The 22346-nt window shown below is 45.7% G+C and carries 19 protein-coding genes and 2 pseudogenes; 14 read left to right on the plus strand and 7 right to left on the minus strand.

Translation table 11 applies throughout. From position 1 onward, the window contains the following. Positions 1-336 precede the first annotated feature (336 nt). From ACO0K1_RS08160 to ACO0K1_RS08185, 6 genes are all read left to right on the plus strand, one after another. Positions 337-1272, plus strand: a complete 936-nt coding sequence (locus ACO0K1_RS08160; RefSeq protein ID WP_423024544.1) for a cation diffusion facilitator family transporter — start codon at positions 337-339, stop codon at positions 1270-1272. A 146-nt stretch (positions 1273-1418) separates the two neighbouring features. Continuing rightward, positions 1419-2846, plus strand: a complete 1428-nt coding sequence (gene acpA / locus ACO0K1_RS08165) for an acid phosphatase (protein WP_423024546.1) — start codon at positions 1419-1421, stop codon at positions 2844-2846. Positions 2847-2998: 152 nt separating this feature from the next. Continuing rightward, the gene (chrA, locus tag ACO0K1_RS08170; RefSeq protein ID WP_423024548.1) at positions 2999-4213 is read left to right on the plus strand and encodes a chromate efflux transporter; all 1215 of its coding nucleotides are present in this window, start codon (positions 2999-3001) and stop codon (positions 4211-4213) included. Positions 4214-4316: 103 nt separating this feature from the next. Next, positions 4317-4697 carry a hypothetical protein gene (locus ACO0K1_RS08175; protein WP_423024550.1) on the plus strand — a complete coding sequence of 127 codons (381 nt, stop codon included), beginning with the start codon at positions 4317-4319 and terminating at the stop codon, positions 4695-4697. Between the two features lie 19 nt (positions 4698-4716). Then, positions 4717-5055, plus strand: coding sequence for a hypothetical protein (locus tag ACO0K1_RS08180; RefSeq protein WP_423024552.1), 339 nt, complete (start codon positions 4717-4719; stop codon positions 5053-5055). Positions 5056-5075: 20 nt separating this feature from the next. Beyond that, positions 5076-5249, plus strand: a complete 174-nt coding sequence (locus ACO0K1_RS08185; protein WP_423024554.1) for a hypothetical protein — start codon at positions 5076-5078, stop codon at positions 5247-5249. 284 nt (positions 5250-5533) lie between these two features. On the opposite strand, the gene ACO0K1_RS08190 is transcribed toward ACO0K1_RS08185, so the two are convergent. Together ACO0K1_RS08190 and ACO0K1_RS08195 are read right to left on the minus strand one after the other, a co-directional pair. Further along, complete coding sequence (locus tag ACO0K1_RS08190; protein WP_423024556.1) at positions 5534-6175, minus strand: c-type cytochrome; 642 nt, start codon at positions 6173-6175, stop codon at positions 5534-5536. Positions 6176-6215: 40 nt separating this feature from the next. Further along, positions 6216-7607 (minus strand): cytochrome C, encoded by a 1392-nt coding sequence (locus ACO0K1_RS08195; RefSeq protein ID WP_423024558.1) that lies wholly within the window; start codon positions 7605-7607, stop codon positions 6216-6218. Positions 7608-8101: 494 nt separating this feature from the next. Here ACO0K1_RS08195 and ACO0K1_RS08200 point away from each other — a divergent pair, with 494 nt between their 5' ends. The 4 genes from ACO0K1_RS08200 to ACO0K1_RS08215 all read left to right on the plus strand — a co-directional run bounded on the left by ACO0K1_RS08200 (position 8102) and on the right by ACO0K1_RS08215 (position 10469). Beyond that, a complete protein-coding gene (locus tag ACO0K1_RS08200) occupies positions 8102-8380 on the plus strand; it encodes a metal/formaldehyde-sensitive transcriptional repressor (protein WP_423024560.1) in 279 nt (92 codons plus the stop codon). A 95-nt stretch (positions 8381-8475) separates the two neighbouring features. Further along, positions 8476-9867 (plus strand): CDF family Co(II)/Ni(II) efflux transporter DmeF, encoded by a 1392-nt coding sequence (gene dmeF / locus ACO0K1_RS08205; protein WP_423024562.1) that lies wholly within the window; start codon positions 8476-8478, stop codon positions 9865-9867. After that, positions 9867-10073 carry a DUF1289 domain-containing protein gene (locus tag ACO0K1_RS08210; protein WP_423024564.1) on the plus strand — a complete coding sequence of 69 codons (207 nt, stop codon included), beginning with the start codon at positions 9867-9869 and terminating at the stop codon, positions 10071-10073. Before dmeF ends, ACO0K1_RS08210 begins: the two co-directional genes overlap by 1 nt. A gap of 45 nt (positions 10074-10118) precedes the next feature. Further along, a complete protein-coding gene (locus ACO0K1_RS08215; RefSeq protein WP_423024566.1) occupies positions 10119-10469 on the plus strand; it encodes a DUF3147 family protein in 351 nt (116 codons plus the stop codon). A 43-nt stretch (positions 10470-10512) separates the two neighbouring features. Here the strand turns inward: ACO0K1_RS08215 and ACO0K1_RS08220 are convergent, their stop codons facing one another. Next, positions 10513-11298: an EAL domain-containing protein gene (locus ACO0K1_RS08220; RefSeq protein ID WP_423024568.1), complete on the minus strand. Its 786-nt coding sequence runs from the start codon at positions 11296-11298 to the stop codon at positions 10513-10515. 303 nt (positions 11299-11601) lie between these two features. Further along, positions 11602-13794 (minus strand): catalase/peroxidase HPI, encoded by a 2193-nt coding sequence (katG, locus tag ACO0K1_RS08225; RefSeq protein ID WP_423024570.1) that lies wholly within the window; start codon positions 13792-13794, stop codon positions 11602-11604. A gap of 525 nt (positions 13795-14319) precedes the next feature. Between katG and ACO0K1_RS08230 the strand changes: the two are divergent. Then, a pseudogene (locus ACO0K1_RS08230) lies at positions 14320-14547 on the plus strand (DDE-type integrase/transposase/recombinase); the annotation flags it as partial. A gap of 394 nt (positions 14548-14941) precedes the next feature. Here the strand turns inward: ACO0K1_RS08230 and ACO0K1_RS08235 are convergent. Beyond that, positions 14942-15172: a hypothetical protein gene (locus ACO0K1_RS08235; protein ID WP_423024572.1), complete on the minus strand. Its 231-nt coding sequence runs from the start codon at positions 15170-15172 to the stop codon at positions 14942-14944. A gap of 306 nt (positions 15173-15478) precedes the next feature. Here ACO0K1_RS08235 and ACO0K1_RS08240 point away from each other — a divergent pair. Next, a protein-coding gene (locus ACO0K1_RS08240; protein ID WP_423024624.1) for an IS6 family transposase occupies positions 15479-16116 on the plus strand; the annotation gives its coding sequence in 2 pieces (ribosomal slippage) (positions 15479-15527 and positions 15527-16116; 639 coding nt in all). 384 nt (positions 16117-16500) lie between these two features. Here ACO0K1_RS08240 and ACO0K1_RS08245 read toward each other — a convergent pair. Together ACO0K1_RS08245 and ACO0K1_RS08250 are read right to left on the minus strand one after the other, a co-directional pair. Next, positions 16501-19233, minus strand: coding sequence for a hypothetical protein (locus ACO0K1_RS08245; protein ID WP_423024574.1), 2733 nt, complete (start codon positions 19231-19233; stop codon positions 16501-16503). Between the two features lie 129 nt (positions 19234-19362). Then, positions 19363-19961 (minus strand): annotated as a pseudogene (locus tag ACO0K1_RS08250) (integrase core domain-containing protein); the annotation flags it as partial. A 63-nt stretch (positions 19962-20024) separates the two neighbouring features. Here ACO0K1_RS08250 and ACO0K1_RS08255 point away from each other — a divergent pair. Both ACO0K1_RS08255 and ACO0K1_RS08260 read left to right on the plus strand, forming a co-directional pair. After that, positions 20025-20731 (plus strand): IS6 family transposase gene (locus ACO0K1_RS08255; RefSeq protein WP_423024576.1). Its coding sequence is split into 2 segments (ribosomal slippage): positions 20025-20136 and positions 20136-20731, totalling 708 coding nucleotides; the frame shifts between segments, so codons are not numbered across the junction. A 228-nt stretch (positions 20732-20959) separates the two neighbouring features. After that, a complete protein-coding gene (locus ACO0K1_RS08260) occupies positions 20960-22273 on the plus strand; it encodes an ATP-binding protein (RefSeq protein ID WP_423024578.1) in 1314 nt (437 codons plus the stop codon). Positions 22274-22346 lie beyond the last annotated feature (73 nt).

The raw sequence follows: 22346 nt of genomic DNA on the forward strand, positions 1-22346 counted from the left end.
AGTTAACGGCATTATCGCTCGATTTCTTTCATTGAGCACATCAGCATGAAAAATCAAAAACAAAAATCATGATCAATTTTTCTGCGTCAACTATTGGTCAAAAAAACGAATAGGAATTCTTTACTTTTTTAAATGCGAATCAGTTTTTATTCACATTAAATTTATTCCATTTCAGTTATAAAAATTGATGCAATACGAGATTAAGCACCCTACAATGGCGCCTGACGATAAAATCCGCTGGTGATGCCAGATCATGACCCCGGGGACTGACATCCAAGATCGCGCCAATTTTGGCGCGATCAATATGTAAACATTTTCTCCCAAGATAGAAATACCATGAACGAACCTGATTTTCACGATGAACATGACAGCCCCCAGTATAGTGCCGCCGAACGCGCCAAGGCGACTTCACGTAGTACCTGGACGAGTGTTGTCGTCAACGTGTTTCTGAGCGTGTTTCAAATCTCGATTGGTATCTTCGGAAAATCACAAGGTCTCATTGCTGACGGCATACATTCGCTATCAGATTTGGTCGCCGATTTTGTCGTTTTATTTGCCAGCCATCACAGTAAAAAAGATGCTGATGAAGACCACCCTTATGGTCATCATCGCTTCGAAACTGGTGCTTCACTCGCACTTGGTTTGATTTTGTTGGCGGTTGGTATTGGCATGTTATGGTCGGCGTTTCTGAAACTCCAATCCCCAGAAACAGTGCCGCATGTGCACCAAATTGCATTGTGGGTCGCTACGGTCGCTCTCATTTCCAAAGAACTGTTATTCCGTTATATGTTGGCGGTAGCCCAGCGCGTTAAGTCCAGCATGTTAGTAGCAAATGCCTGGCATGCAAGATCCGATGCGGCATCATCATTGGTGGTTGCCTTGGGCATTATTGGTAATCTGGCCGGTTATCCAATTCTGGACCCGATTGCAGTCTCCATTGTTGGCTTTATGGTCGCCAAAATGGGTTGGGAATTTGGCTGGGAAGCGTTAAACGACTTGATGGACAGAGCCGCCGACGATGAAGAAGTCCAGGCAATTCGTCGTACTTTGCAAGAAACGCCCGGCGTCATCGGCGTCCATGATGTCAATACCCGCAAAATGGGGGACATGATCGTGGTCGATGCACATATCGAAGTCGATGCAGACATTACCGTTGAAGAAGGCCATGACATCGCCGTCGAAGCCAGAAAGCGGGTTTTGCAACACCACCGCGTCTTGAATTTGATGACACATATCGACCCTTGGCGGCGTCCAGATGGTGACCACGATTAATAAGCATCTGTAAATACCTCTGAATCTGCACCTTTGCGATGACGAAGATTGCAAACTATGTAGGGTGATTTAGCTACATTTGTATCATCGAACGTTCATAAAATCGGATTAGAATAGGCGCATTATCTTTATTGCTGGCCTATCCTATGAAACATTTGCTGATTCCCGTGCTGCTTGCAGGTCTGTCTGGACCAACCGCTGTTGCAGCCAATAGTTTGGACAAAATTCAAAATGTCGTCATCATTTATGGCGAAAATCGCAGTTTCGATAATCTATACGGCTTGTTCCCTGGCGCGAATGGGATTGGAAAAGCGTTTGCCGATCAACGCTATGTCCAGGTCGATATGCAAGGCCAGGTTTTAAAGCAATTACCCGCCGCCTGGGACAAACCTGGCGTTCCGAATAAAGACATCCCACAAGCTCTACCCAATATGCCTTTCAGCATTGATGCTGCGCCGATCAATCAGGGTTTAGATAAAAAAACGGCCGATCTGGTACATCGCTTCTATCAGAATCAAATGCAGATCAATGGCGGCAAAAATGATCGATTTGCCGCGATCTCGGATGCGGGTGGTCTAAGCATGGGTCACTACAATGGTGCTGCATTGCCAATGTGGAAAATCGCCCAAGAATATACTTTGGCGGACAATTTCTTCATGGGCGCATTTGGTGGCTCATTTTTGAATCACATGTGGCTTGCTTGCGCCTGTACACCCGTATTCAAAGACGCGCCAGATTCCATGCGGGCGAAACTGGATGCGCAAGGTAACTTGCTCTTAAAAGCAAGCTCACCAACGGATCCCTTAGTCGGCGCGCCAGTATTCCAGGATGGTAGCGTGACGCCAGATGGCTATGGCGTGAACACTTTGCAGTCAAGCTATCAACCTAGTGGCATCCCTCCTGCGGCGGTATCGACTCTGGCCGATGGCAGTAAAAATCCGCTGCCACCCCAAACCCAAACCACCATCGGCGATACACTCAGTCAAAAAAATGTCAGCTGGAAATGGTATGCGGGCGGCTGGAATCAGGCGCTGGCAGATCGCGCACAAATTTACGCTGGCAAAATTAATTTTCAACCGCATCATCAGCCATTCAACTATTTCTTGCGCTTCGCCCCTGGCACCAAAGACCGCGCCGACCATCTCAAGGATGGTCAGGAACTGTTTGACGATATAGATCATGGTCGTTTGCCACAGGTGACATTCTATAAACCTCAGGGTGAATTGAACGAGCATCCGGGTTACGCCGATGTGATGTCAGGCGACGAACACATTGCAAAATTGGTCAAAAAACTGCAAGCGAGCCCGCAATGGAAAAACATGCTGATCATTGTTACCTACGATGAAAACGGTGGTTTCTGGGATCACGTCGCGCCACCAAAAGCGGATCGTTGGGGGCCGGGTAACCGCATTCCTGCCATCATTATTTCGCCATATGCGAAACGCGGCTTTGTCGATAGCACCCCATACGACACGACTTCGATTCTCAAATTGCTGACAAAACGTTTTAAACTCGCACCGTTACCAGGCGTTCGCGCGTCAGCGGGTGATTTGACGGGTGCATTGCAAGACTAATTGACGCACTTAGTCGAGGTGGGGATCAAAGGAGTGGCAGTATTTTGCCACTCCTTTGACTTTGGACTCCATCAATTTTGTGACCGCCAAAACTCGACGTCAAGACATCACTGGTCATCGATTTTGCATCGTCCTGGCATTAAAAATACAACATGAACCACACTGTGAGCACCGACACCCCTCCGGCATGGCGCCAATGGTGGACTATTTTTACGATTTTCCTGCGATTAGGATGTACATCATTTGGTGGCCCGATTGCGCATCTCGGGTATTTCCGGCAGGAATTTGTCGAAAAACGCGCTTGGCTGACGGCGAATAAATATGCCGATCTGGTGGCGCTTTGCCAGTTTTTACCTGGTCCTGCAAGTAGTCAGGTAGGAATTGCCTTAGGCCTTTCCCGAGCGGGAATACCCGGTGCCGTAGCGGCTTTTCTTGGTTTTACACTGCCATCCGCCATTCTGATGGCGCTGTTTGGTCTTTTTTATGCGCGCATTGGCAGCGCATGGGGTGCAGCGTGGTTACATGGGTTTAAATTAGTATCCGTCGCGGTCGTCGCTCAAGCGCTATGGGGAATGGGGAAAAATTTCTCCTCCGGCTGGCTACGCAGCATCATCACCATACTATCGGCGATTACAGTATTGTTACTGCCAGCCGTGATCGGACAAATTGTGGTGATTGTTGTTGCCGCAGCCGTGGGCATGGCTTTTCTAGCAGCGCCAGCCGACCCTATTGAACATGAGGGCAGCAAAAACATACCCAAAAGAGTCGCGACAACGGCACTCATTTCATTTTTTGTATTGTTAGTCGCGCTGCCAATATGTGCCAAAACGATGCAGCTATATCCCGTGACGCTGTTTGACGATTTTTATCGCACCGGTGCCCTCGTCTTTGGCGGCGGTCACGTTGTCCTGCCTTTGTTAGCATCGCAATTCGTTCAGAGCGGTTGGATTTCGGAAGAAGCCTTTCTGACTGGATATGGCGTTACCCAAGCGATGCCAGGCCCTTTGTTCACTTTCGCTGCTTTTGTCGGCGCGGTCTCTCGCCAACAACCAGCGGGCTGGCTGGGTGCGGGAATTGCGCTTTGCGCGATTTTTTTGCCGGCATTTTTACTGGTCATCGGCGCACTGCCATTCTGGGAACGATTACGCCATCAACAACAATTAAAAAATGCCTTGATGGGTATTAATGCCGCCGTCGTCGGTCTGCTTTTAGCTGCTTTTTATCATCCAATCTGGACCAGCACAATCCACCAACCGAGCGACTTTCTGGTCGCTGCAAGCGCATTCGCTCTCCTCTTATCGACGAAGCTACCTGCATGGCTGGTAGTCTTAATGACCGTTATTTTTTCCGGATTTTTTATGGCATAGCTTCGTACTTTGAAAACAGCGTTTGTACGACAGGTGCAACCTGCGCTGTCATCCGTGGCGTTAAGATAAGCGGGTTGCCCTCCTGCACTGAGTGTTGATATTGATGTTGATGTTGATGTTGATGTTGATGTTGATGTTGATGTTGATGTTAACGTCGATGTTGATGTTGAAGTGGACATTGATGCAGACCCTACCCGCTTTAGACAAAGCAATTTGTGCTTCACGGAAAACGGATCAGAAAGTGTCGTTGTCTGAGCGCAGCGAGTTTCGACACTTTCCCGTTTTTCGTGAAGCGCAAATTGTGCCGACACGCAGTGACGGCACCCGCAGGGCAAAGTCTCAGCGTCGCCTTTCTTTTGCTTACTTTACTTTGGCGAAGCAAAGAAAAGTAAGTGGCCGCCGGGCCACTCTCGGCCTGGTCGCCCGAAGTACAACACTAAAAATCAAAAAGAAACGAAGGCTTAAGGCTCAACCTGCACCCTGAGCGCTAAAGGTGAAGATAGATGTCGATGTCGATGTTGACGTTGACGTTGACGTTGAAGTGGGCGTTGATGCAGACCCTACCCGCTTTAGACAAAGCAATTTGCGCTTCACGGAAAACGGATCAGAAAGTGTCGTTGTCTGAGCGCAGCGAGTTTCGACACTTTCCCGTTTTTCGTGAAGCGCAAATTGTGCCGACACGCAGTGACGGCACCCGCAGGGCAAAGTCTCAGCGTCGCCTTTCTTTTGCTTACTTTACTTTGGCGAAGCAAAGAAAAGTAAGTGGCCGCCGGGCCACTCCCGGCTTGGTCGCCCGAAGTACAACACTACAAATCAACAAGAAACGAAAACTTGAGCGGTAGCCCCACGCTAAGCACTAAAGGTGGACGCAGAAGTAGACGTCGATGTTGATGTTGACGTTGACGTTGATGTTGATGTTGATGTTGATGTTGAAGTAGACGTTGATGTTGAAGTAGACGTTGATACAGACCTTACCCGCTTTAGACAAAGCAATTTGCGCTTCACGGAAAACGGATCAGAAAGTGTCGTTGTCTGAGCGCAGCGAGTTTCGACACTTTCCCGTTTTACGTGACGCGCAAATTGTGCCGACACGCAGTGACGGCACCCGCAGGGCAAAGTCTCAGCGTCGCCTTTCTTTTGCTTACTTTACTTTGGCGAAGCAAAGAAAAGTAAGTGGCCGCCGGGCCACTCCCGGCTTGTTTCCACGAAGAGCGATCGTTTTACATATAAAAAAATGATGCAATATTGACTCAAAAATGATGCAAAAAAGACCCAGCAAAGAAACCATCAGAATAAACTTGAATAACAAGTAGCTACTTTTTAACTACCTATCGATTCAAGGTAATAGCTCACATCATCCATATTTTCCTTGGTCAAAGCATGTGAGACGCCTTTCATAATTACACCGGCAGGACGTTGTTCGGTATTTTGAAACACGTTCAATTGCTTCAATAAGTAAGTCGAATGCTGTCCTGCCAGACGCGGGAAAATTTGATTCCCTTCAGCCTTTGTACCATGACAGGCAACACAGGCCGGCACATCTTTATCTGGTACGCCATGTTCGTAAATTTCCTGACCACGGGCTAACTTTTCGGCGGGATAAGGTTTCTTTAAAGGCGTTGCTTTTTGCTCTGAAAAATACGTCGCTAAACCTTGAATTTGTTCATCGCTCAGATTTGACGTAATCCCCCACATGTAATCGTAGCCATCCTTATCCGAGCGGGTATGTGCACGAAATCCTTGTAGCTGAGAGATGAGATAGGCTTCTTGCTGCGCGGCGAGATTGGGAAAGTTTGGTGAGTCAGAATTTCCGGCCATGCCGTGACAATTCGAGCATAGCTGGGTCACGATCGTTTTGATAGGCACATGCTGGGTAACGATAGAACGCGACCGTTCTGGCGTGCTACAAGCATTTAATAAAAATGCTGCCAGCATCAGGATGTAAATTGATTTTTGTTTCATGGTTTTCCTCAACAAAGTTGATCGTTACATTGCGCCATGCTTAATACGCAGCCCACACATACACAAACAACGTATTGTTATCTTTCGCATTACGACCAGCGCCATCGAAGTTACTACTTGCACCATTAAAACGGTTGAATTTGTAATACTGCACACCGACTCTGGCATACTGAACTGGCATCCAAAATAATTCGGGAATGACAATTCGGGTATCAGGATTATTATTCATGCTGCCACTGCCAGGAATTGGAATCATATTGCCCGTTCCTGTACCGTCATCTTGCAGACCTGGATACAGCGTTGCATCTGATGTGCCAGTCGTCTGTCGATAGGTCAGACTACCCCCATATTTGGCGCTATAAATATAACTACCCTTGATCTGAAATTGATTCAGAGTGTTTTCCGGATTACTGGCAATACCGGCAACATCACCCCCTTTCATCGATTCATGGATATAGCTTAATTGCGCGGTGAACGCATGTTCATCCAACAAATACTGATATTGCGCATCAATACCGCGGTCTCTATAATGCGTCGTCGGGCCGCCTGGATTGGTCGGATCTGGATACACGTCTGCGTTCATCCCAAATAGACCAACCATTGCACTGTGAGGCCCCCATTCGTGACTGGCGACTAAACGGACATACGGATTTGTACCGCTTAAACGGTTACCAATGTCATTACCAGACTTCAAAATCGTCAATGCACCTTTGGCGGTCTGATACAACGATACTTCCGCGTAGACTGTTTTATTCCAAAACGCGTAAGCACCTATTCCCGCAACCTGTTGCCCCAACTGAGACACCATCGGTGCCGCACTGGCACCAGTGTTTCCAAATTTGGTCGGTACATACTGAATCCAGGCGGGCGCCGTGTTCCAGACATCTGTCACAGAGGGATTATTATTTAAACTTAAGCCAACAATCAGATCGTTATTGTTGCTGATAAATCGGTCCGCGTAACGCAGGTCGATATTATCGGAATGTGAATGTCCACTCCATTGGTTGGTGTTTGGATCTTGATTCGCGTAGTTATCGTACGTTGCCTGCGCAAACAACCCAATGTTATCGGTAATTTTACCCGCCAAAAAGACGCTACCAGTCTGAAATAAGGCTACCGCATTTTTAGGAAAATCAGATGAAGGATCCGCATTAATCGTTTTGGTGTAACTGGCAACACCCATGACAGAAATGGGAACGAACGGCCGCTCACCCAGTGTATAGCCGGTTAGTTTAAAAAGACGTCCATATGGCGTCAGTTCAGGATATTGCCCTCCCGCATGGCAAGCGACACATGACTGCCCCGTTTGCCGCGCAAACGTCGGCAGCGCGTTAGCAGAATCCGATATGACCAGCATGGTCAAAGTCAGTAGCCCAAGCAAATACGAGGTCAATGAGCCACGGTTGTGGAATTTTTTTGTAGTACGCTGCATAAATGACCTCGATACATATCTGGGACAAAAGCGAAGTGACCGGATGAACTGTTCCTGCTGATCAGAAATCAGCGTTACATGAAGTAACCAATTTGATGAATTTGATGAATTTGATGAATTTAAAAATCTATCAAACTCCTTCATGTAGCCTATGCCTGCTGTTTTTACCCCCATTGATGCAGATCAAATGGTCCGTCATAGAAGGTGACCAATAGCGACATTTGTTGTTTTGCGGGACCGATGATCAATTTCTGGCTTTAATGAGCAATTGAATAATATTGGAATTGAATCGTTCCCATTTCCTATTTCCTATTTCCTATTTCCTATTTCCTATTTCCTATTTCCTATTTCCTATTTCTTATTTTCAGAATCTGCTGTCTTCCCATATGACATATGACCGAAAACAATACGTATTCATCGATTTTTTTGTGAATACCATTGGACATATTGCCCCGACAAATATACTATCCCCCCCTATATTATGAGAGGTCACTATGAGTCATACCATTCGCGAAAAACAAAAGCTTTTAAACCGCGTCCGGCGCATTCGTGGACAAATTGAAGCGATTGAACGGGCGCTGGTCGAAGAATCTGGATGTGATGATGTGTTACAACTCATTACCAGCTGTCGTGGTGCCATGAACGGTTTATTAGCCAACGTATTAGAAGACCATATCCGCACACATTTGGTCGATGCTGAAGCGGAACATGCAGGAAAACATGGCGATGCACGCGAGCAATTAATCGATGTTGTGCACAGCTACTTTAAATGATGCCTCGCTGAAGTAGCATGCTGCAATCAGCCAGAACCCAGAACCCTGACCCCTGCCCCCTATTCCAACCTTGAAGAACAGCGATAAGAGCAACGATGAACGATTTTTACGATACCCCATTTACTACAGAACACCAGCACGTATTTCTCGGTGCAGGTCACGAAAAAAGCGAGCGTAAAACCTGGAGCGTCATTGCGTTATGTAGCGCCATGATGGTGATCGAAATCGTGGGTGGCAGTTGGTTTGGTTCTTTGGCACTGGTGGCGGATGGCTTGCACATGTCTACCCATGCCGGTGCCATGCTAATTGCAGCAATGGCTTATACCTATGCGCGCAAACACGCCAATGATCCACGTTTCATCTTCGGCACCGGAAAACTGGGTGATCTTGCTGGTTTCACCAGCGCCATCATTCTGGCTATGATCGCTTTGCTGATTGGTTACGAAGCCGTAGCACGTCTGATATCACCTGTGCCGATTCAATTTGGCGAAGCGATCCCTATTGCGGTCGTTGGACTATTGGTTAATATTGCCAGTGCATGGCTGCTGAGCGGTGATCATCACGGGCACAGTCATGGTCATAGCCATGGGCATAGCCATGGGCATAGCCATGGGCATAGCCACGGTCATGATCATGGACATCATGATCATCATGCCAATGTCGTCCATCACGATGACGACCACCAGCACGATGAAGTTCAACAGATTCAAAGTAATGCGGGATTATTGGCGTTTTCAGTGTTTGAAGACCACGTTCCCCCTGTATTTCGGGTCAAACAAGTGTCGATGGATGGCTTGTTACTTGCAGAAGACCTTACTGCCGTCACTATTCGACCTGATGGTTCTCGTCAAACCTTTACCTTTACACAAAAAGCCGATTTTCTGGAATCAACGTCCGTTATTCCTGAACCACATGAATTCCAGGTGGAAGTCCGTGTGGTGAATGAGCAGCATCTCCTGACTTTTGAAGAACATAAACATCATAATCATCATAATCATCATAACCACGATGATCATCACGATCACCACGATCACCATGGCCACGAAGTGGATGCAACGGATCACAATATGCGCGCCGCATATGTGCACGTGATTGCGGATGCTGCTGTTTCAGTACTGGCCATCATCGGATTAATTTTGGCAAAAATGTTTGGTTGGGTTTGGATGGATGCCGTGGCCGGAATCGTCGGAGCGCTCGTCATTGCAAATTGGTCTTATGGTCTCGTCAGAGATACTGGCGCCATTTTGCTGGACATGAATATCGATCAAAAAATGATCAGTAAGGTTCGGACTACCATAGAAAAGAATGGTGATACCGTCGTCGATTTACACGTATGGCGTTTAGGGCCTGGGCATTTTGGGGCGATTGTTTCCCTCACCACGGCTGAACTTCAAGCGGTACCGGCGTTCTACCATCGGATGTTGAAACAAATTAAAGGGCTGTCTCATATCACGGTAGAAGTACATCCACGCACGCCAGGAAAATAATGCGTGTTAAGTCGCCATGCATTGAGATTTGTCGATTCGATGGCAAGACAGGTTGGTGTATCGCCTGTCTGCGGACAAAACCAGAATGCAAAGACTGGAACAAAATGAAAGATCACCGACGGCATCAGATCTTACGTGACCGATCTGCACGCGAAAAAAAATTAACGGAGAAAGGTGTCACGCTTTATATCAATCTTGACACTTGATCAGACACATAAAAGATAGAAAAGGTAGAAAAGGAGGAATCAACAATGCTTTGGACTATCGTTAAATTTCTGCTGACCTCGGCAGTTGTGGTTCTGGTATCGGAAGTGGCAAAACGCAGTGATCGTATTGGCGGTCTCATTGCTGCGTTGCCGCTGGTAACAATTCTGACCTTAATTTGGCTGCATCTTGAGAATCAGTCAAACGATAAAATTGCAAACCACGCCTGGTTCACATTTTGGTATGTCGTACCGACCTTGCCCATGTTTCTGGCATTTCCATGGTGTCTGGCGAGATTTGGTTTCTGGCCTGCACTGCTCTGCGCAGCGATTTTGTCTGTTATTTGCTTCTTTGTTTTCGCCCTCGTTGTACGTCGATTCGGGATCGTCCTTTGGTAAGGGTGATGGATTGCGGCAATAACCCAATCGCTAGTCAGATATCTTATTCCCAGGCGGCTGGGTCAATGATACCAACGGCTTGAAACGCGGGCTTGCAAAATAAATAACCCTGCATCAAATCAATACCTGCCGACAGCAAAAAATCTCGTTCCGCTGTAGTCTCAATGCCTTCTGCCAGCACTTGGATATTTAAGTCCTTACAAATACCGGTAATACCTTTGACAATCGCCTGTTTTGCTTTACTGGTGTCGATATTGCGCACCAATTCCATGTCGATCTTAACGATATCGGGCTGGTACTCGGACAGTAAATTGAGCCCCGCATAGCCGGCACCAAAGTCATCGATGGCGGTACTAAATCCAAAACGCTCATATTCACGAAAGATATTAACTAAATGCGGGCGATCCGTGACCTGTTCGCCCTCTGTCACTTCAAAAATAATACGCTCAATCGGGAAATCATACTTTCGTGCTGCTTCGAACGTCGTTTGGATACAAGCCGCAGGCTGATAAACGGCATTAGGAAGAAAATTAATCGACAATTTGCCTTGCATCTGCAAACGAGCAGCGCCCCGAATCGCCTCGACGCGGCATGCTTGATCAAAGTGATATCGATTGCTATCGGTTACCTGACTTAATACCGAATACGCGGATTCCCCATTCGGCCCACGCACCAGAGCTTCATGCGCGAATATCGCCTGGTCATGCACGCTGACGATGGGCTGATAAGCAAAAGTGAATTTAAAATCGAGGTCTTGGGATGTCTTACACTTTCCGCAGCCAGGTGCATGTGCATGAGCGCTTTCGGGATAAAGTTTGATCGTATCCATCAACATCGCCTCCCTAAAACAGGTATTTGAAACTTCTAAGATAGTCGTTAAATAATTAAAAAAGATTAAAAAAAGATTAAAAAAAAATTAAAAAACAAAATCAGAAGCAAATTTCAGGTAAAAAAGTATCAATACGTTAGACGCGCAAAAGACGGATTTCAATCCTTTTCAATTTGGCGGCGGTTATAGGCGCCTTCGATCATTCACCACTAGTTAATACGCTACAACCCCACTACTCAGGCATCCAGCACATTGCACTAAGTAGAGGGGTGTTCCAACATTGCTTAAAAACAGCAGACTTTATTATGCCAGATCAAAGCGATCCGCATTCATTACTTTATTCCATGCAGAAACGAAATCAAGTACAAATGCTTTTTGTGCATCTTTGCTCGCATACACCTCCGCGATGGCGCGCAACTGTGAGTTGGAGCCAAACACCAAATCGACGACCGTCGCAGTCCATTTGAGGTCACCGCTTTGACGGTAGTGTCCCTCTAAAACGCCCTCACTATTCGCTTTTTTCCATTCTGTACCCATATCCAATAAATTAACAAAAAAATCGTTACTTAGGGTTTCAGGGCGTTTCGTCAATACGCCGTGCTGGCTCGTTCCGTGATTAGTATTTAAAACCCGCATCCCGCCAATCAACACTGTCATTTCTGGCGCACTCAAATTGAGCAATTGCGCTTTGTCGATTAATAGCTCTGCCGCCGCATGGGCAAGACCTGGACGGACATAGTTACGGAAACCGTCAGCAGCTGGTTCCAATACCGCAAACGAATCAACATCAGTGTGCTCTGGGGACGCATCCATACGACCTGGGGTGAACGGCACAGTCACAGTCTGACCGGCATTTTGTGCGGCTTTTTCGATAGCAGCGGCGCCGCCTAATACAATCAAATCCGCCAGAGAAATCTTCTTACCGTTACTTTGTGCACCGTTAAATGCTTGCTGCACTGACTCTAATGTAGTTAGTACTTGCTGTAACTGCGCTGGTTGATTTACTTCCCAATCTTTCTGTGGCGCCAGACGAATACGTGCACCATTTGCCCCACCACGCTTGTCGCTACCACGGAACGTAGACGCTGATGCCCACGCCGTACTGACCAGTTGAGAAATCGATAGACCCGTATCGTGTATGCTTGCTTTCAGACCAGCAATATCAGCGTCATCCACTAAAGAATGATCGACGGCGGGAATTGGATCTTGCCATATCAATACTTCTTGCGGTACCAAAGGCCCCAGATAACGTGCAACTGGCCCCATATCACGATGCGTCAATTTGAACCAGGCACGAGCGAACGCATCTGCCAATTCTTGCGGGTTTTGCAGGAAACGGCGTGAAATCTTTTCATAAGCAGGATCGGCACGCAATGCCATGTCAGCAGTGGTCATCATCGGCGCGTGACGCAATGTCGGATCATGCGCATCAGGTACCGTTGTTTTCGCCGCCGGATCGGTTGGTGTCCATTGGTGCGCTCCGGCCGGGCTCTTGGTCAATTCCCATTCGTAACCAAATAGTGTTTCAAAATAGCCGTTATCCCACTGAATTGGATTCGGTGTCCACGCCCCTTCAATACCGCTGGTTGTTGTGTCAATGCCTTTACCTGTGCCAAGACTGTTTTTCCAGCCTAATCCTTGCTCTTCAATACCAGCCCCCTCAGGTTCTGCGCCAACCAATGCTGGGTCGCCTGCGCCATGGGCTTTACCAAACGTATGTCCGCCGGCGACCAATGCCACAGTTTCTTCATCGTTCATTGCCATACGGGCAAAGGTTTCACGGATATCGCGTGCCGAACCCAGCGGATCTGGTTTGCCATTCGGTCCTTCCGGATTCACATAAATCAAGCCCATCTGCACCGCAGCAAGTGGTTTCTCTAATTCGCGGTCACCGCTGTAACGTTGATCATCGAGCCATTTGCCCTCTGAACCCCAATAGATATCTTCTTCAGGTTCCCAGATATCTGGACGGCCGCCAGCGAAACCAAAAGTCTTAAATCCCATCGATTCCAATGCGACATTTCCCGCCAAAATCATTAAATCAGCCCATGAAAGCTGATTGCCGTACTTTTGTTTGATGGGCCACAATAAGCGCCGTGCCTTATCTAAGTTGCCGTTGTCTGGCCAGCTGTTAAGCGGCGCAAAACGCTGCGCGCCCGCGCCCGCCCCACCGCGTCCATCACTCACACGATAGGTACCGGCACTGTGCCACGCCATTCGAACAAAAAGTGGCCCATAGTGACCATAATCAGCAGGCCACCACTCTTGTGAATCAGTCATCAGGGCATTCAAATCTTCAACAACCGCCTTCAGGTCAAGCGCTTTAAACGCTTCTGCATAATTGAACTCACTCCCCAATGGATTAGAACTTGGTGAATGTTGATGCAAGATATTCAAATTTAATTGATTCGGCCACCAATTCGCATTTTTAGGATTACTGGCGACGGCGTTTTTACTTGGACTATGTGAAAAAGGGCATTTTGCTTCGTTTGACATGATTATCTCCTGTGGCGGGTTGAACGTTGGTATGGAGGGGATTCTAGAGTCGTGGCAGCAATTAATCCATTTGATTAAAAGTATCCAATCAATAAATTTTTACTATGAGTGAAAAAATTGAAGCTATGAAGGGATACTCATCACATATTCAAGGCAAGACTCATCCGTGTCACTCCCTATATATGGGGATGATCAAGGCGATCACCATGAAACAAATCGAAGCAATTAAAATCCTGACGATCATGCTGATCGCCATAAAGCTACTTCATGTTTTCTGAAAACGACATATTCGAAACGAGTGAGGAAAAAGATGAACTGCAAACGGTATGGTTGTGTCGCAATAAGCGTATCTGATAAAGCTTGATATGGACGATTTTTGTAAAAGCCTCATCAAAAGCACCCTCCGCAAGGTTCTTAAACGACTACATTATCCGTTGGAAGTCACACTGCTTTGTGTACGCTAGTACGTGGCATACCCATTGAGTTTTCGTCCTATCGAAGAGATAATGCAAGAACGCGGCGGCGATCACGATTGACAAAGGTGGCGCCAATACCGCGGCCGTCCTCAGTATTATCGCTGGCACCAGCGCTGACATTCAGATGCGCCAGAGCAAATTTCTTAACAACATCGTTGAACAAGACCACCGAGCCATCAAGCGCAGAACGCGACCTATGCTGGGATTGAAGAATTTCCATTGTGCACAGGCTATCATTGCGGGTATTGAAAACATGCATATGATTTACAAGGGATAGATGTTGCATGCCGCCAAAGATCAGCCTTTGTCCAAAGCTAAACAGTTTTCTAGCTTTGCTTTCTAGTTTTCCGGGGCCTCGCCGCATTTTTTGTCCGTTCGACCTTATTGCGACACAGCCAAAAACTCTACTGTTTTATTCTCCACAGGCCCAAACTGTCGGTCACTTACATTGCTTTTAATTGAATTCTAGATATTCTGAATGGCTTCTACTTTTTGCAAGGCGTCCATGGCGATTCAGTCGCCTTGTCTATTTAGACGATCCAAGATAACTCTGGATGCCTTGTGTAGATTTGCGTAAATCGATATGAAAAGGCCCTTTTAGACAAGACGGCCAATTAATATCAGGATCTGCAGAGAAACAGAGTGTTTTTTCATCATTGGCGAGTGTTAAATCAATTTTCTCCCCCCGATTGTATTGCGTGCTCTTCGCTAGATGAAGAATCATCTTTTCCAGTCTTAATATAACATTGTCCGTTTGTGGCATAAATACACGTAAATTTAGCTATTTTCTCCGCACTTACGTCAAGAGAATATTGGATCGTATGAACTTCTCCAGCATATGTAGGGTTGGAAATGGATAATATTGCTGCTTGGATCATAATTGAGTAAGAAACGAATTTCATATAGGCTCCGAAAGTTAAATTTGATACCTTTTTAGAAAGTGCCAAATTGATAATATCATGAAAAATAATTATATTTTATTTAACTATTAAGTTCGTGAATTTTAGCTAGATTGCCTTAGCCCCTAGGGTGTTTCGGATATTTGAAAGTCAATAACTTATCTCACGAAATTGATAGCGATATGCCTACTTGGGTTCTGTCGCGATAAGCCAAACTTGATAAAATGTTTAGATGAAATTACTGCCTAAACAAATGAAAAGTCTGTACTTCGCCAGGTTTTAAAACGCTTGCATTATCCGCTCGACGTGATGTTGTTATGTGTGCGGTGGTACGCGGCCTATGCGCTGAGTTTGCGCACCTGGAAGAAATAATGGCTGAACGTGGTGTACAGGTTGATCATGCGACGGTGCATCGTTGGGCGCTGAAGATATTGCCGGTTTTGGCCAAAGTGTTTCGTCGTCGCAAACATCCAGTTGGCCGAAGTAGGCGGATGGACGAAACCTACATTCAAGTCGGTGGGCAATGGAAGTATCTGTATTGCGCTGTTGACCAGCTTGGTCATACGGTGGATTTCCTGCTCACCGCCAAACGTGACCATGCTGCTGCGCGACGCTTATTCGAACGAGCGATCGGGTTGCACGACGTGCCGGAGAAGATCACCATCGACAAGAGCGGTGCCAATACCGCAGCGGTGCGCAGCATGATTGCCGACAGCGGCCTGGAAATCACGTTGCGCCAATCGAAATATTTGAACAATCTTGTGGAACAAAACCACCGAGCCATCAAGCGCAGAACGCGACCTATGCTGGGATTCAAAAAATTTCATTGTGTCACCAAACTTATCGCCGGCATTGAAACGATGCACATGGTCAAAAAGGGACAGCTCAATTGTCCCGATGGTCAAGTTGCATCTGCTGCAGATCAATCCTACTCTTTCGCTTTCTGATTTTTCCGGTAAGTCGCTGCTTCAACTCAAATTTAGTTCCTTATCGCGACAGAACCGGACGCGCATCTGAAGAGTGGATTGACGGAACCGGTGGAGGCACAAAGGGCGGAACGTTCGTTGAGATAACAGCGAAGAACGCGACTTCGACGGTGCGTATCCAAACGGTGACTACAATGGCTGACGGTGTGCCCCAACAGCGAGTACGGCGACTGCTGCAGCAAGAATTCGTGCAGCATTCCCGAATGATCAATTGCAACTAATTCCTAAGTGATAATAAGGTGGTTTTTGAGACGGTTTTGATAAGAGATAATTTCACTTTCATGGCATTGCCCATCTAGAAAACATTTAACATCCGTTTTACTAAATACAGTTCTGCGCTATATGTCACTGACATCGATAAGCGACACTCAAACTACCGCTTCTCCCATTGGCATTAAAGAATGCATCAGATAAATCATCATTCATTGAAAAATCAACAGTCGATGCAGGAGTTACCGCTAAACTAAAGGAATTCCCTGCCAATCTAAAAGCATTAGTGCCATAAGCTTGATTTATTGTATATACCAGTGCAGCCACAGGGGCATTATTTGAAGCCCATTGAATATATGGATTTGCCACGGCTGCTGGTGTTCCGACAAAGCCATTCGCATCCACTGATGTTCCTTTAACCCATTGCCCTGTTGCAGTAAATGAGCAATTGGAAACACCTTGAGGTACAGTAAATATTCCACCATCCTGTAGCCTACTAGCAAGCACAGGAAAGTTGCCAGTCACTACAGCACTCGGAATAATTTTCGTCACCGTCAAAGTCGTATTGAACCGTCGCCCGTAGCTATCCCCTGATTCAACATTAGCTGATGCGCCAATTGACCCGCAGGACAGGTTAAATTGCGGGTTACTTGAGGTACGGCTCGAAGGAATTGAATACCAAGGTGCCGTAGTCGCTACACCATTCGGACAGAGATCAGCATAAGTGGTGAGTATGACGCTTGGAAATGCGGCAGTTGCGCCCTCTTGTGGCGTGACGAGCTTTGCGGCCAAAGTGACTGACTGAGTAGCGACGAGATTAATTCCCTTGTAGAGCCTAACCGTGTATATCGAACCAGCAGGGATATAGTCCGTTGCTATAGGAGCTTGAATCTGTAGGACATCTCCAGAAACTGTGCCGTTACTTTGCATCACTTGCAGGTACGCTTGACCCGATACAGTTTGCAACACCGCCACGCCGCCAGTAAGGTTTTCTGTGCCGATACCTGCTACGGTGGCATTATCGTATGCCGTAGAGGTTGGCATATAGAGAACTAACCCTGAGTTATAGGTGGTAGTGCCGTCATTGGTATTTTTGAAGATTATGGGGTTTATTTGAAATTTTGTGGCAACTACTAGATTAGTAGGATCAATTATCGAAAAATAATATGTGCCAAAGAGTTGCATAAAATTAACATAATAACTATGCCACGCATTTCTAACTTCCATTTCGTATTGGGTAGTAGCTGCCAATACATTAGCATCCATTTTCTTAGATGCTGCAATTTTCAATTTCCAACCAGCAATGCTTGCATTTGCATATTGAATCGTAATATCACCAGCAGCAATTATTTTTTGGGTAATAGGATCGACTACAAATGGATCAATTAAGTCTTTAATCGTCGATAAAAACGTAACATAAAGCTCCAGATTCGCAATAGATAGTTCCTCTTCAGATAATCCATCACTAAAGCCACCAGCAGCCTTCATAATTGCTAAGCCCATCTTTGTTCGTTTTTTGTTTTTCAATATAGATACGCTATCTGCTTGTAAGCCAATAATAATCCCTCCACACTTAGTGACTAGCTGTACTATGTCGTTTGGTAACTCATCAGATGTGGCTGTATCAATATCACTTGCCGCCTTAAAGCACGCCGCGGAATCTATGCCGCTTTGCAGCACTTCTACCGTTTTCTTAAACGACTTCAAACTTTGAGAATAATTTGTAGGGCGTCCAACTTTTGGCCTTGTTGCTACAAGAGTTGCACCGTCAATCGCCAGACTGCCAGCATCCGATAAGTTTTCAACCAACCAATCGACTGAAGCCGATGGATCATTAGTGAAAAATGTAGTCCAGCTAGTTTCGTCAGCTATTGATGTATTAAACTGTGTCGATACTGCTGCAAACTTCGCATTACGAATTTTTTGTAGATTTTGTAATGCCGTTTGATATGTCGAATCTGTATTCGATATATTTGCTTTGTTAATTGTTTTGAAATAGCTAGTTAATTCACTATCGCTAAACAACTCCCAATTCAAGTTACCGTATTTAGCGGCTTGTCTTGCATTCAGTTTTGCTGTAATCGCATCTAATTCACTATTAACAGAAGAATCAGATGAAGTAACTGCTCTGATAACATATAAACTATTATCGCCATTCAATGTTTTAGATAGAGTAGATGTAATCGAATTATATCTATCAATAAATGGCTTAATTCCAACTAGTATAGAATTAACGAATCCACTTGAATTGAATGAATTTTTAATATCGTCATATGCAGCACTAATACTGGTGCTAAGTGCTACAGATTGCTTTTGTTGTTTTGAGATTGATTCCGCAACAACGGCAGCTGCAATACCCATACCAGAAGTATTGGCCGTAACTGCTGGGTTTTTATAATCAGTTAATAATTTTGAATCAATTCCGATGATTTTTGATAAATCAGACTCCGCTTGATCTACCGACAATCCCGCCGTAGTATCTAATTTCCCAGCTATAAGCGTACTAAAAGGAGTAATTAAATTATAATGTCCAATCACCGCTTTAAGCGTATAGGATTGCCCAATTTTCTGTGGTTGATCTTCGTCAATTGAGGTAGGAATAACATTAGCCAGTAATTGACAACCATCAGCACTTTTATCTTGAATTGTATAAACTCCACCTGCGCCCGTAGTTGTTGATATTTCCCCAATATCAAGCACACTGTTATTATTGCAATCCCAATACACGATTGCTCCAGAAATATATCCATCAATAACCTTTCCGTTTATTGAGGCAGTAGTTGATCCATTTGATAATCCAGCACTACCCCCACCGCCACCACAACCATTTAATACTGCTACCAATAAAATTGCATAATAGTATTTCATTTATTATCTTTCTAGTATAGTTGTAGTATGCCAATTTTTTGGATCGGTTGAGTTAACAGGCTTATGTGTAGTAGTTGCGACCAGATCTGACAGTCACCCGGTTTGAAGTGCGGAATTATCAGATCAAATTCAGTTATTTGGTTTTGTAATTTTATCGTGCCACGCCTCCTTTCCGTCAATTAGTGTTTGAATTGGTGTGCGACCACAACACATTTTTCCTTGATGAGTACATTCGTGATTGTAGTAAGGCAGCCAGTCGTCCAGGTCTTGCTGCAACGCATCAATCGACAAGTAAATCTTGTCCCGGCAAGTGACCTGGTAAAACTCATTCAGAATGGTTTTATGGAAGCGTTCGCAGATGCCATTGGTCTGAGGATGACGCACTTTGGTTTTTGTGTGTTCGATTTCATTTAACGCAAGATAGAGTTGGTAGTCGTGTGCCTCTGGTCTGCCGCAATACTCGGTTCCGCGATCAGTCAGGATTCGAATTAAGCCCATTTCGTATTCAGCAAAGAGCGGCAATACTTTGTCATTGAGCAGGTCAGCAGCCGTAATCGGGTTTTGGTGCTGTAGAGCTTAGCTGTCGCAACCTTCGAATACGTATCAACAAATGTCTGCTGATAAATGCGTACAACGCCTTTAATAGTGCCAACGTAAAACGTATCCTGACTGCCAAGATAACCAGGATGTGCGGTTTCAATTTCACCGATGGCAACATCATCATCTTGCGGTCTGTCGCAATAAGCAGTCGCTGTTAGACTACCGGTCAAACCAAATTTCTGATCCATCTGATGATAGACGCGCTACGTAAGGTGATCAAGCGAATGCATTATCCGCTCGAGGTGATGCTGACCTGTGTGCGCTGGTACGCAGCCTATCCGCTGAGTGTGCGACATGCCGAAGAATGATCGCGGAGCGTGGTGTATTCGTTGATCATTCAACGGTCAGCCGCTGGGCGATCCGATTGCTACCGGTACGGGAAAAGATATTCAGAAAGTACAAACGGCCGGCCGGTAGAAGCAGGCGGATGGACGAGACGTACGTGAAGGTCAACGGCAAATGGAAGTACCTTTACTACGCCGGAGACAAGGAAGGGAAAACGATTGATTTTCTTCTGACTGCCAAACGAGATAAGGCAGCAGCCAAGCGGTTTTTCGACAAGGCCATGGCAGGGAACGGCGCACCTGAAAAAATCACGATGGATAAAAGTGGCGCGAACAAAGCGGCGATTAACGATATCAACGCCGACATGGAAAGAGCTATGGTGGTTCGTCAGATCAAGTACCTAAATAATATTGTGGAACAAGACCATCGCGCGGTGAAGCGAATAACAAAACCAATGCTCGGATTCAAATCGTTCCAATCGGCCAAAAGCATCCTGGCTGGTATCGAACTCATGCACATGATTCGCAAGGGTCAACTGATGATGGAAGGCACAAATGATCTGTCGTTTGCCGACCAATTTTATGCTTTGGCAGGAAAAATCCGCCCTGTTTAATGAGGGGTGGTATCCGCCTGGCAAAAGTTCGCCTCGGGTTCGTTATTGCGACAAAACGCTTTTTCGCGCATATAATCGCGTAAATTTACATTATTATGCGCATATAAATGTATATTTACCCATTTAACGCGCATAAAAATGTAAATTTACGTATAATCAAATCTGAAATCTTGCAGGAAAAATATATCGGCGCCGCTGATATTGGCACATGCCTGAGGGGGGGTAACATTGAAACGACAATTACTTGATAAGCTAATTAATTGGAAATCGCAGCAGCAACGCAAGCCATTATTAATTGACGGGGCGCGTCAGACCGGAAAAACGTATCTACTGAAACAATTGTTAGGACAGGGATTTACCAACACGCTCCATCTCGATTTTCTGGAACGCCCTGATCTTGCCCAAGCATTTGCGGGATCACTAGCCCCAAACGATATTCTGCTCAATATTGAATTACTTACAGGACAAGTTTTTAATCCTGCTACCGATTTATTAATACTCGACGAAATTGGTGAGTGTGAGCGCGCAATATCATCTTTAAAATATTTTGCTGAAAAAACGCCAGACTATTACATCGCTGCCAGTGGTTCTAATATCGGATTGCTCAATTCTTTCCCCGTTGGCAAGGTCGAGCAATATAATTTGCGTCCCCTGACGTTTTACGAATTCCTGCTAGCTTCAAACGAGCCTGCACAGATTAAAGCTTTCGAAACGCAAGTTAATAGTCCCGCAGCACACAGCATATTGTTTGATAAACTAACTGATTACTATTTCACCGGCGGAATGCCTGAGGCAGTAGCAGCGTGGTTTGCAAATCCAGACGCAAGCATACTCGAACGTATTTCAAACGTCACACAGATTCATGCAAATTTAGTAGAAGGGTACCGTCGCGATTTTGGAAAATATTCGAACAAAGGCGACGCGCAGTTAATTGAAGCCGTCTTCAATCAAATTCCTGCTCAATTGTCCGCAGTTGTCGACGAGTCAGTCAATCGTTTCAAATTCAAAGGTGTCTATAGAAACAAAGCACGCTATGCTGAATTTGAAACAGCGATCAATTGGTTACACAGAAGTCGCCTTGCATTGAAAAACCACCCAATAGAAGGGATGCCCAGAACACCGCTCGCTGCTTACCAAGAAGAAAACAAGGTTAAGCTCTTCCTATTTGACGTGGGTCTTCTCAACAATATGCTCGGCATCGGCTATCGAGAAATCAAACAGCAAGCATTCGAATACAAAGGCTATATCGCCGAAAATTTCGTCCAACAAGAATTGGCCGCAATCGGCATAGAACCTAGCTTTTCATGGAATGACGCGCGCGCAGAAATTGAATTCATTGTCGCCAATGATCAAGGCCAAATTATTCCGGTCGAAGTCAAAAGCGGCAAACGCACACGTGCAAAGTCGCTGCAATCATATATTGAAAAATGCAAACCACACAAAACTATTAAACTCACTGGAACGCAGGGTTCAACAGAAATCGAGCAAACTCATATCGTGATGCCGCTTTACTATACAAAATATTTGCCAACTCGATGGTAATTGGCGTTATTGAATAAATCGGAGGCAATTAAATTTTGGTCAAATTGGCCCGATGCCGGACCATTTTTTTAGG

The sequence above is a fragment of the Undibacterium sp. SXout20W genome, from assembly GCF_049340285.1.
GTDB lineage: Bacteria > Pseudomonadota > Gammaproteobacteria > Burkholderiales > Burkholderiaceae_D > Undibacterium.

What these genes read in the sequence shown, in the direction of transcription:
- ACO0K1_RS08160 (WP_423024544.1), top strand. Translation starts at nt 337, where the DNA reads ATGAACGAACCTGATTTTCACGATGAACATGACAGCCCCCAGTATAGT.
- acpA (WP_423024546.1), top strand. Translation starts at nt 1,419, where the DNA reads ATGAAACATTTGCTGATTCCCGTGCTGCTTGCAGGTCTGTCTGGACCA.
- chrA (WP_423024548.1), top strand. Translation starts at nt 2,999, where the DNA reads ATGAACCACACTGTGAGCACCGACACCCCTCCGGCATGGCGCCAATGG.
- ACO0K1_RS08175 (WP_423024550.1), top strand. Translation starts at nt 4,317, where the DNA reads ATGTTGATGTTGATGTTGATGTTGATGTTGATGTTGATGTTGATGTTA.
- ACO0K1_RS08180 (WP_423024552.1), top strand. Translation starts at nt 4,717, where the DNA reads ATGTCGATGTCGATGTTGACGTTGACGTTGACGTTGAAGTGGGCGTTG.
- ACO0K1_RS08190 (WP_423024556.1), bottom strand. Translation starts at nt 6,175, where the DNA reads ATGAAACAAAAATCAATTTACATCCTGATGCTGGCAGCATTTTTATTA.
- ACO0K1_RS08195 (WP_423024558.1), bottom strand. Translation starts at nt 7,607, where the DNA reads ATGCAGCGTACTACAAAAAAATTCCACAACCGTGGCTCATTGACCTCG.
- ACO0K1_RS08200 (WP_423024560.1), top strand. Translation starts at nt 8,102, where the DNA reads ATGAGTCATACCATTCGCGAAAAACAAAAGCTTTTAAACCGCGTCCGG.
- dmeF (WP_423024562.1), top strand. Translation starts at nt 8,476, where the DNA reads ATGAACGATTTTTACGATACCCCATTTACTACAGAACACCAGCACGTA.
- ACO0K1_RS08210 (WP_423024564.1), top strand. Translation starts at nt 9,867, where the DNA reads ATGCGTGTTAAGTCGCCATGCATTGAGATTTGTCGATTCGATGGCAAG.
- ACO0K1_RS08215 (WP_423024566.1), top strand. Translation starts at nt 10,119, where the DNA reads ATGCTTTGGACTATCGTTAAATTTCTGCTGACCTCGGCAGTTGTGGTT.
- ACO0K1_RS08220 (WP_423024568.1), bottom strand. Translation starts at nt 11,298, where the DNA reads ATGGATACGATCAAACTTTATCCCGAAAGCGCTCATGCACATGCACCT.
- katG (WP_423024570.1), bottom strand. Translation starts at nt 13,794, where the DNA reads ATGTCAAACGAAGCAAAATGCCCTTTTTCACATAGTCCAAGTAAAAAC.
- ACO0K1_RS08235 (WP_423024572.1), bottom strand. Translation starts at nt 15,172, where the DNA reads ATGAAATTCGTTTCTTACTCAATTATGATCCAAGCAGCAATATTATCC.
- ACO0K1_RS08245 (WP_423024574.1), bottom strand. Translation starts at nt 19,233, where the DNA reads ATGAAATACTATTATGCAATTTTATTGGTAGCAGTATTAAATGGTTGT.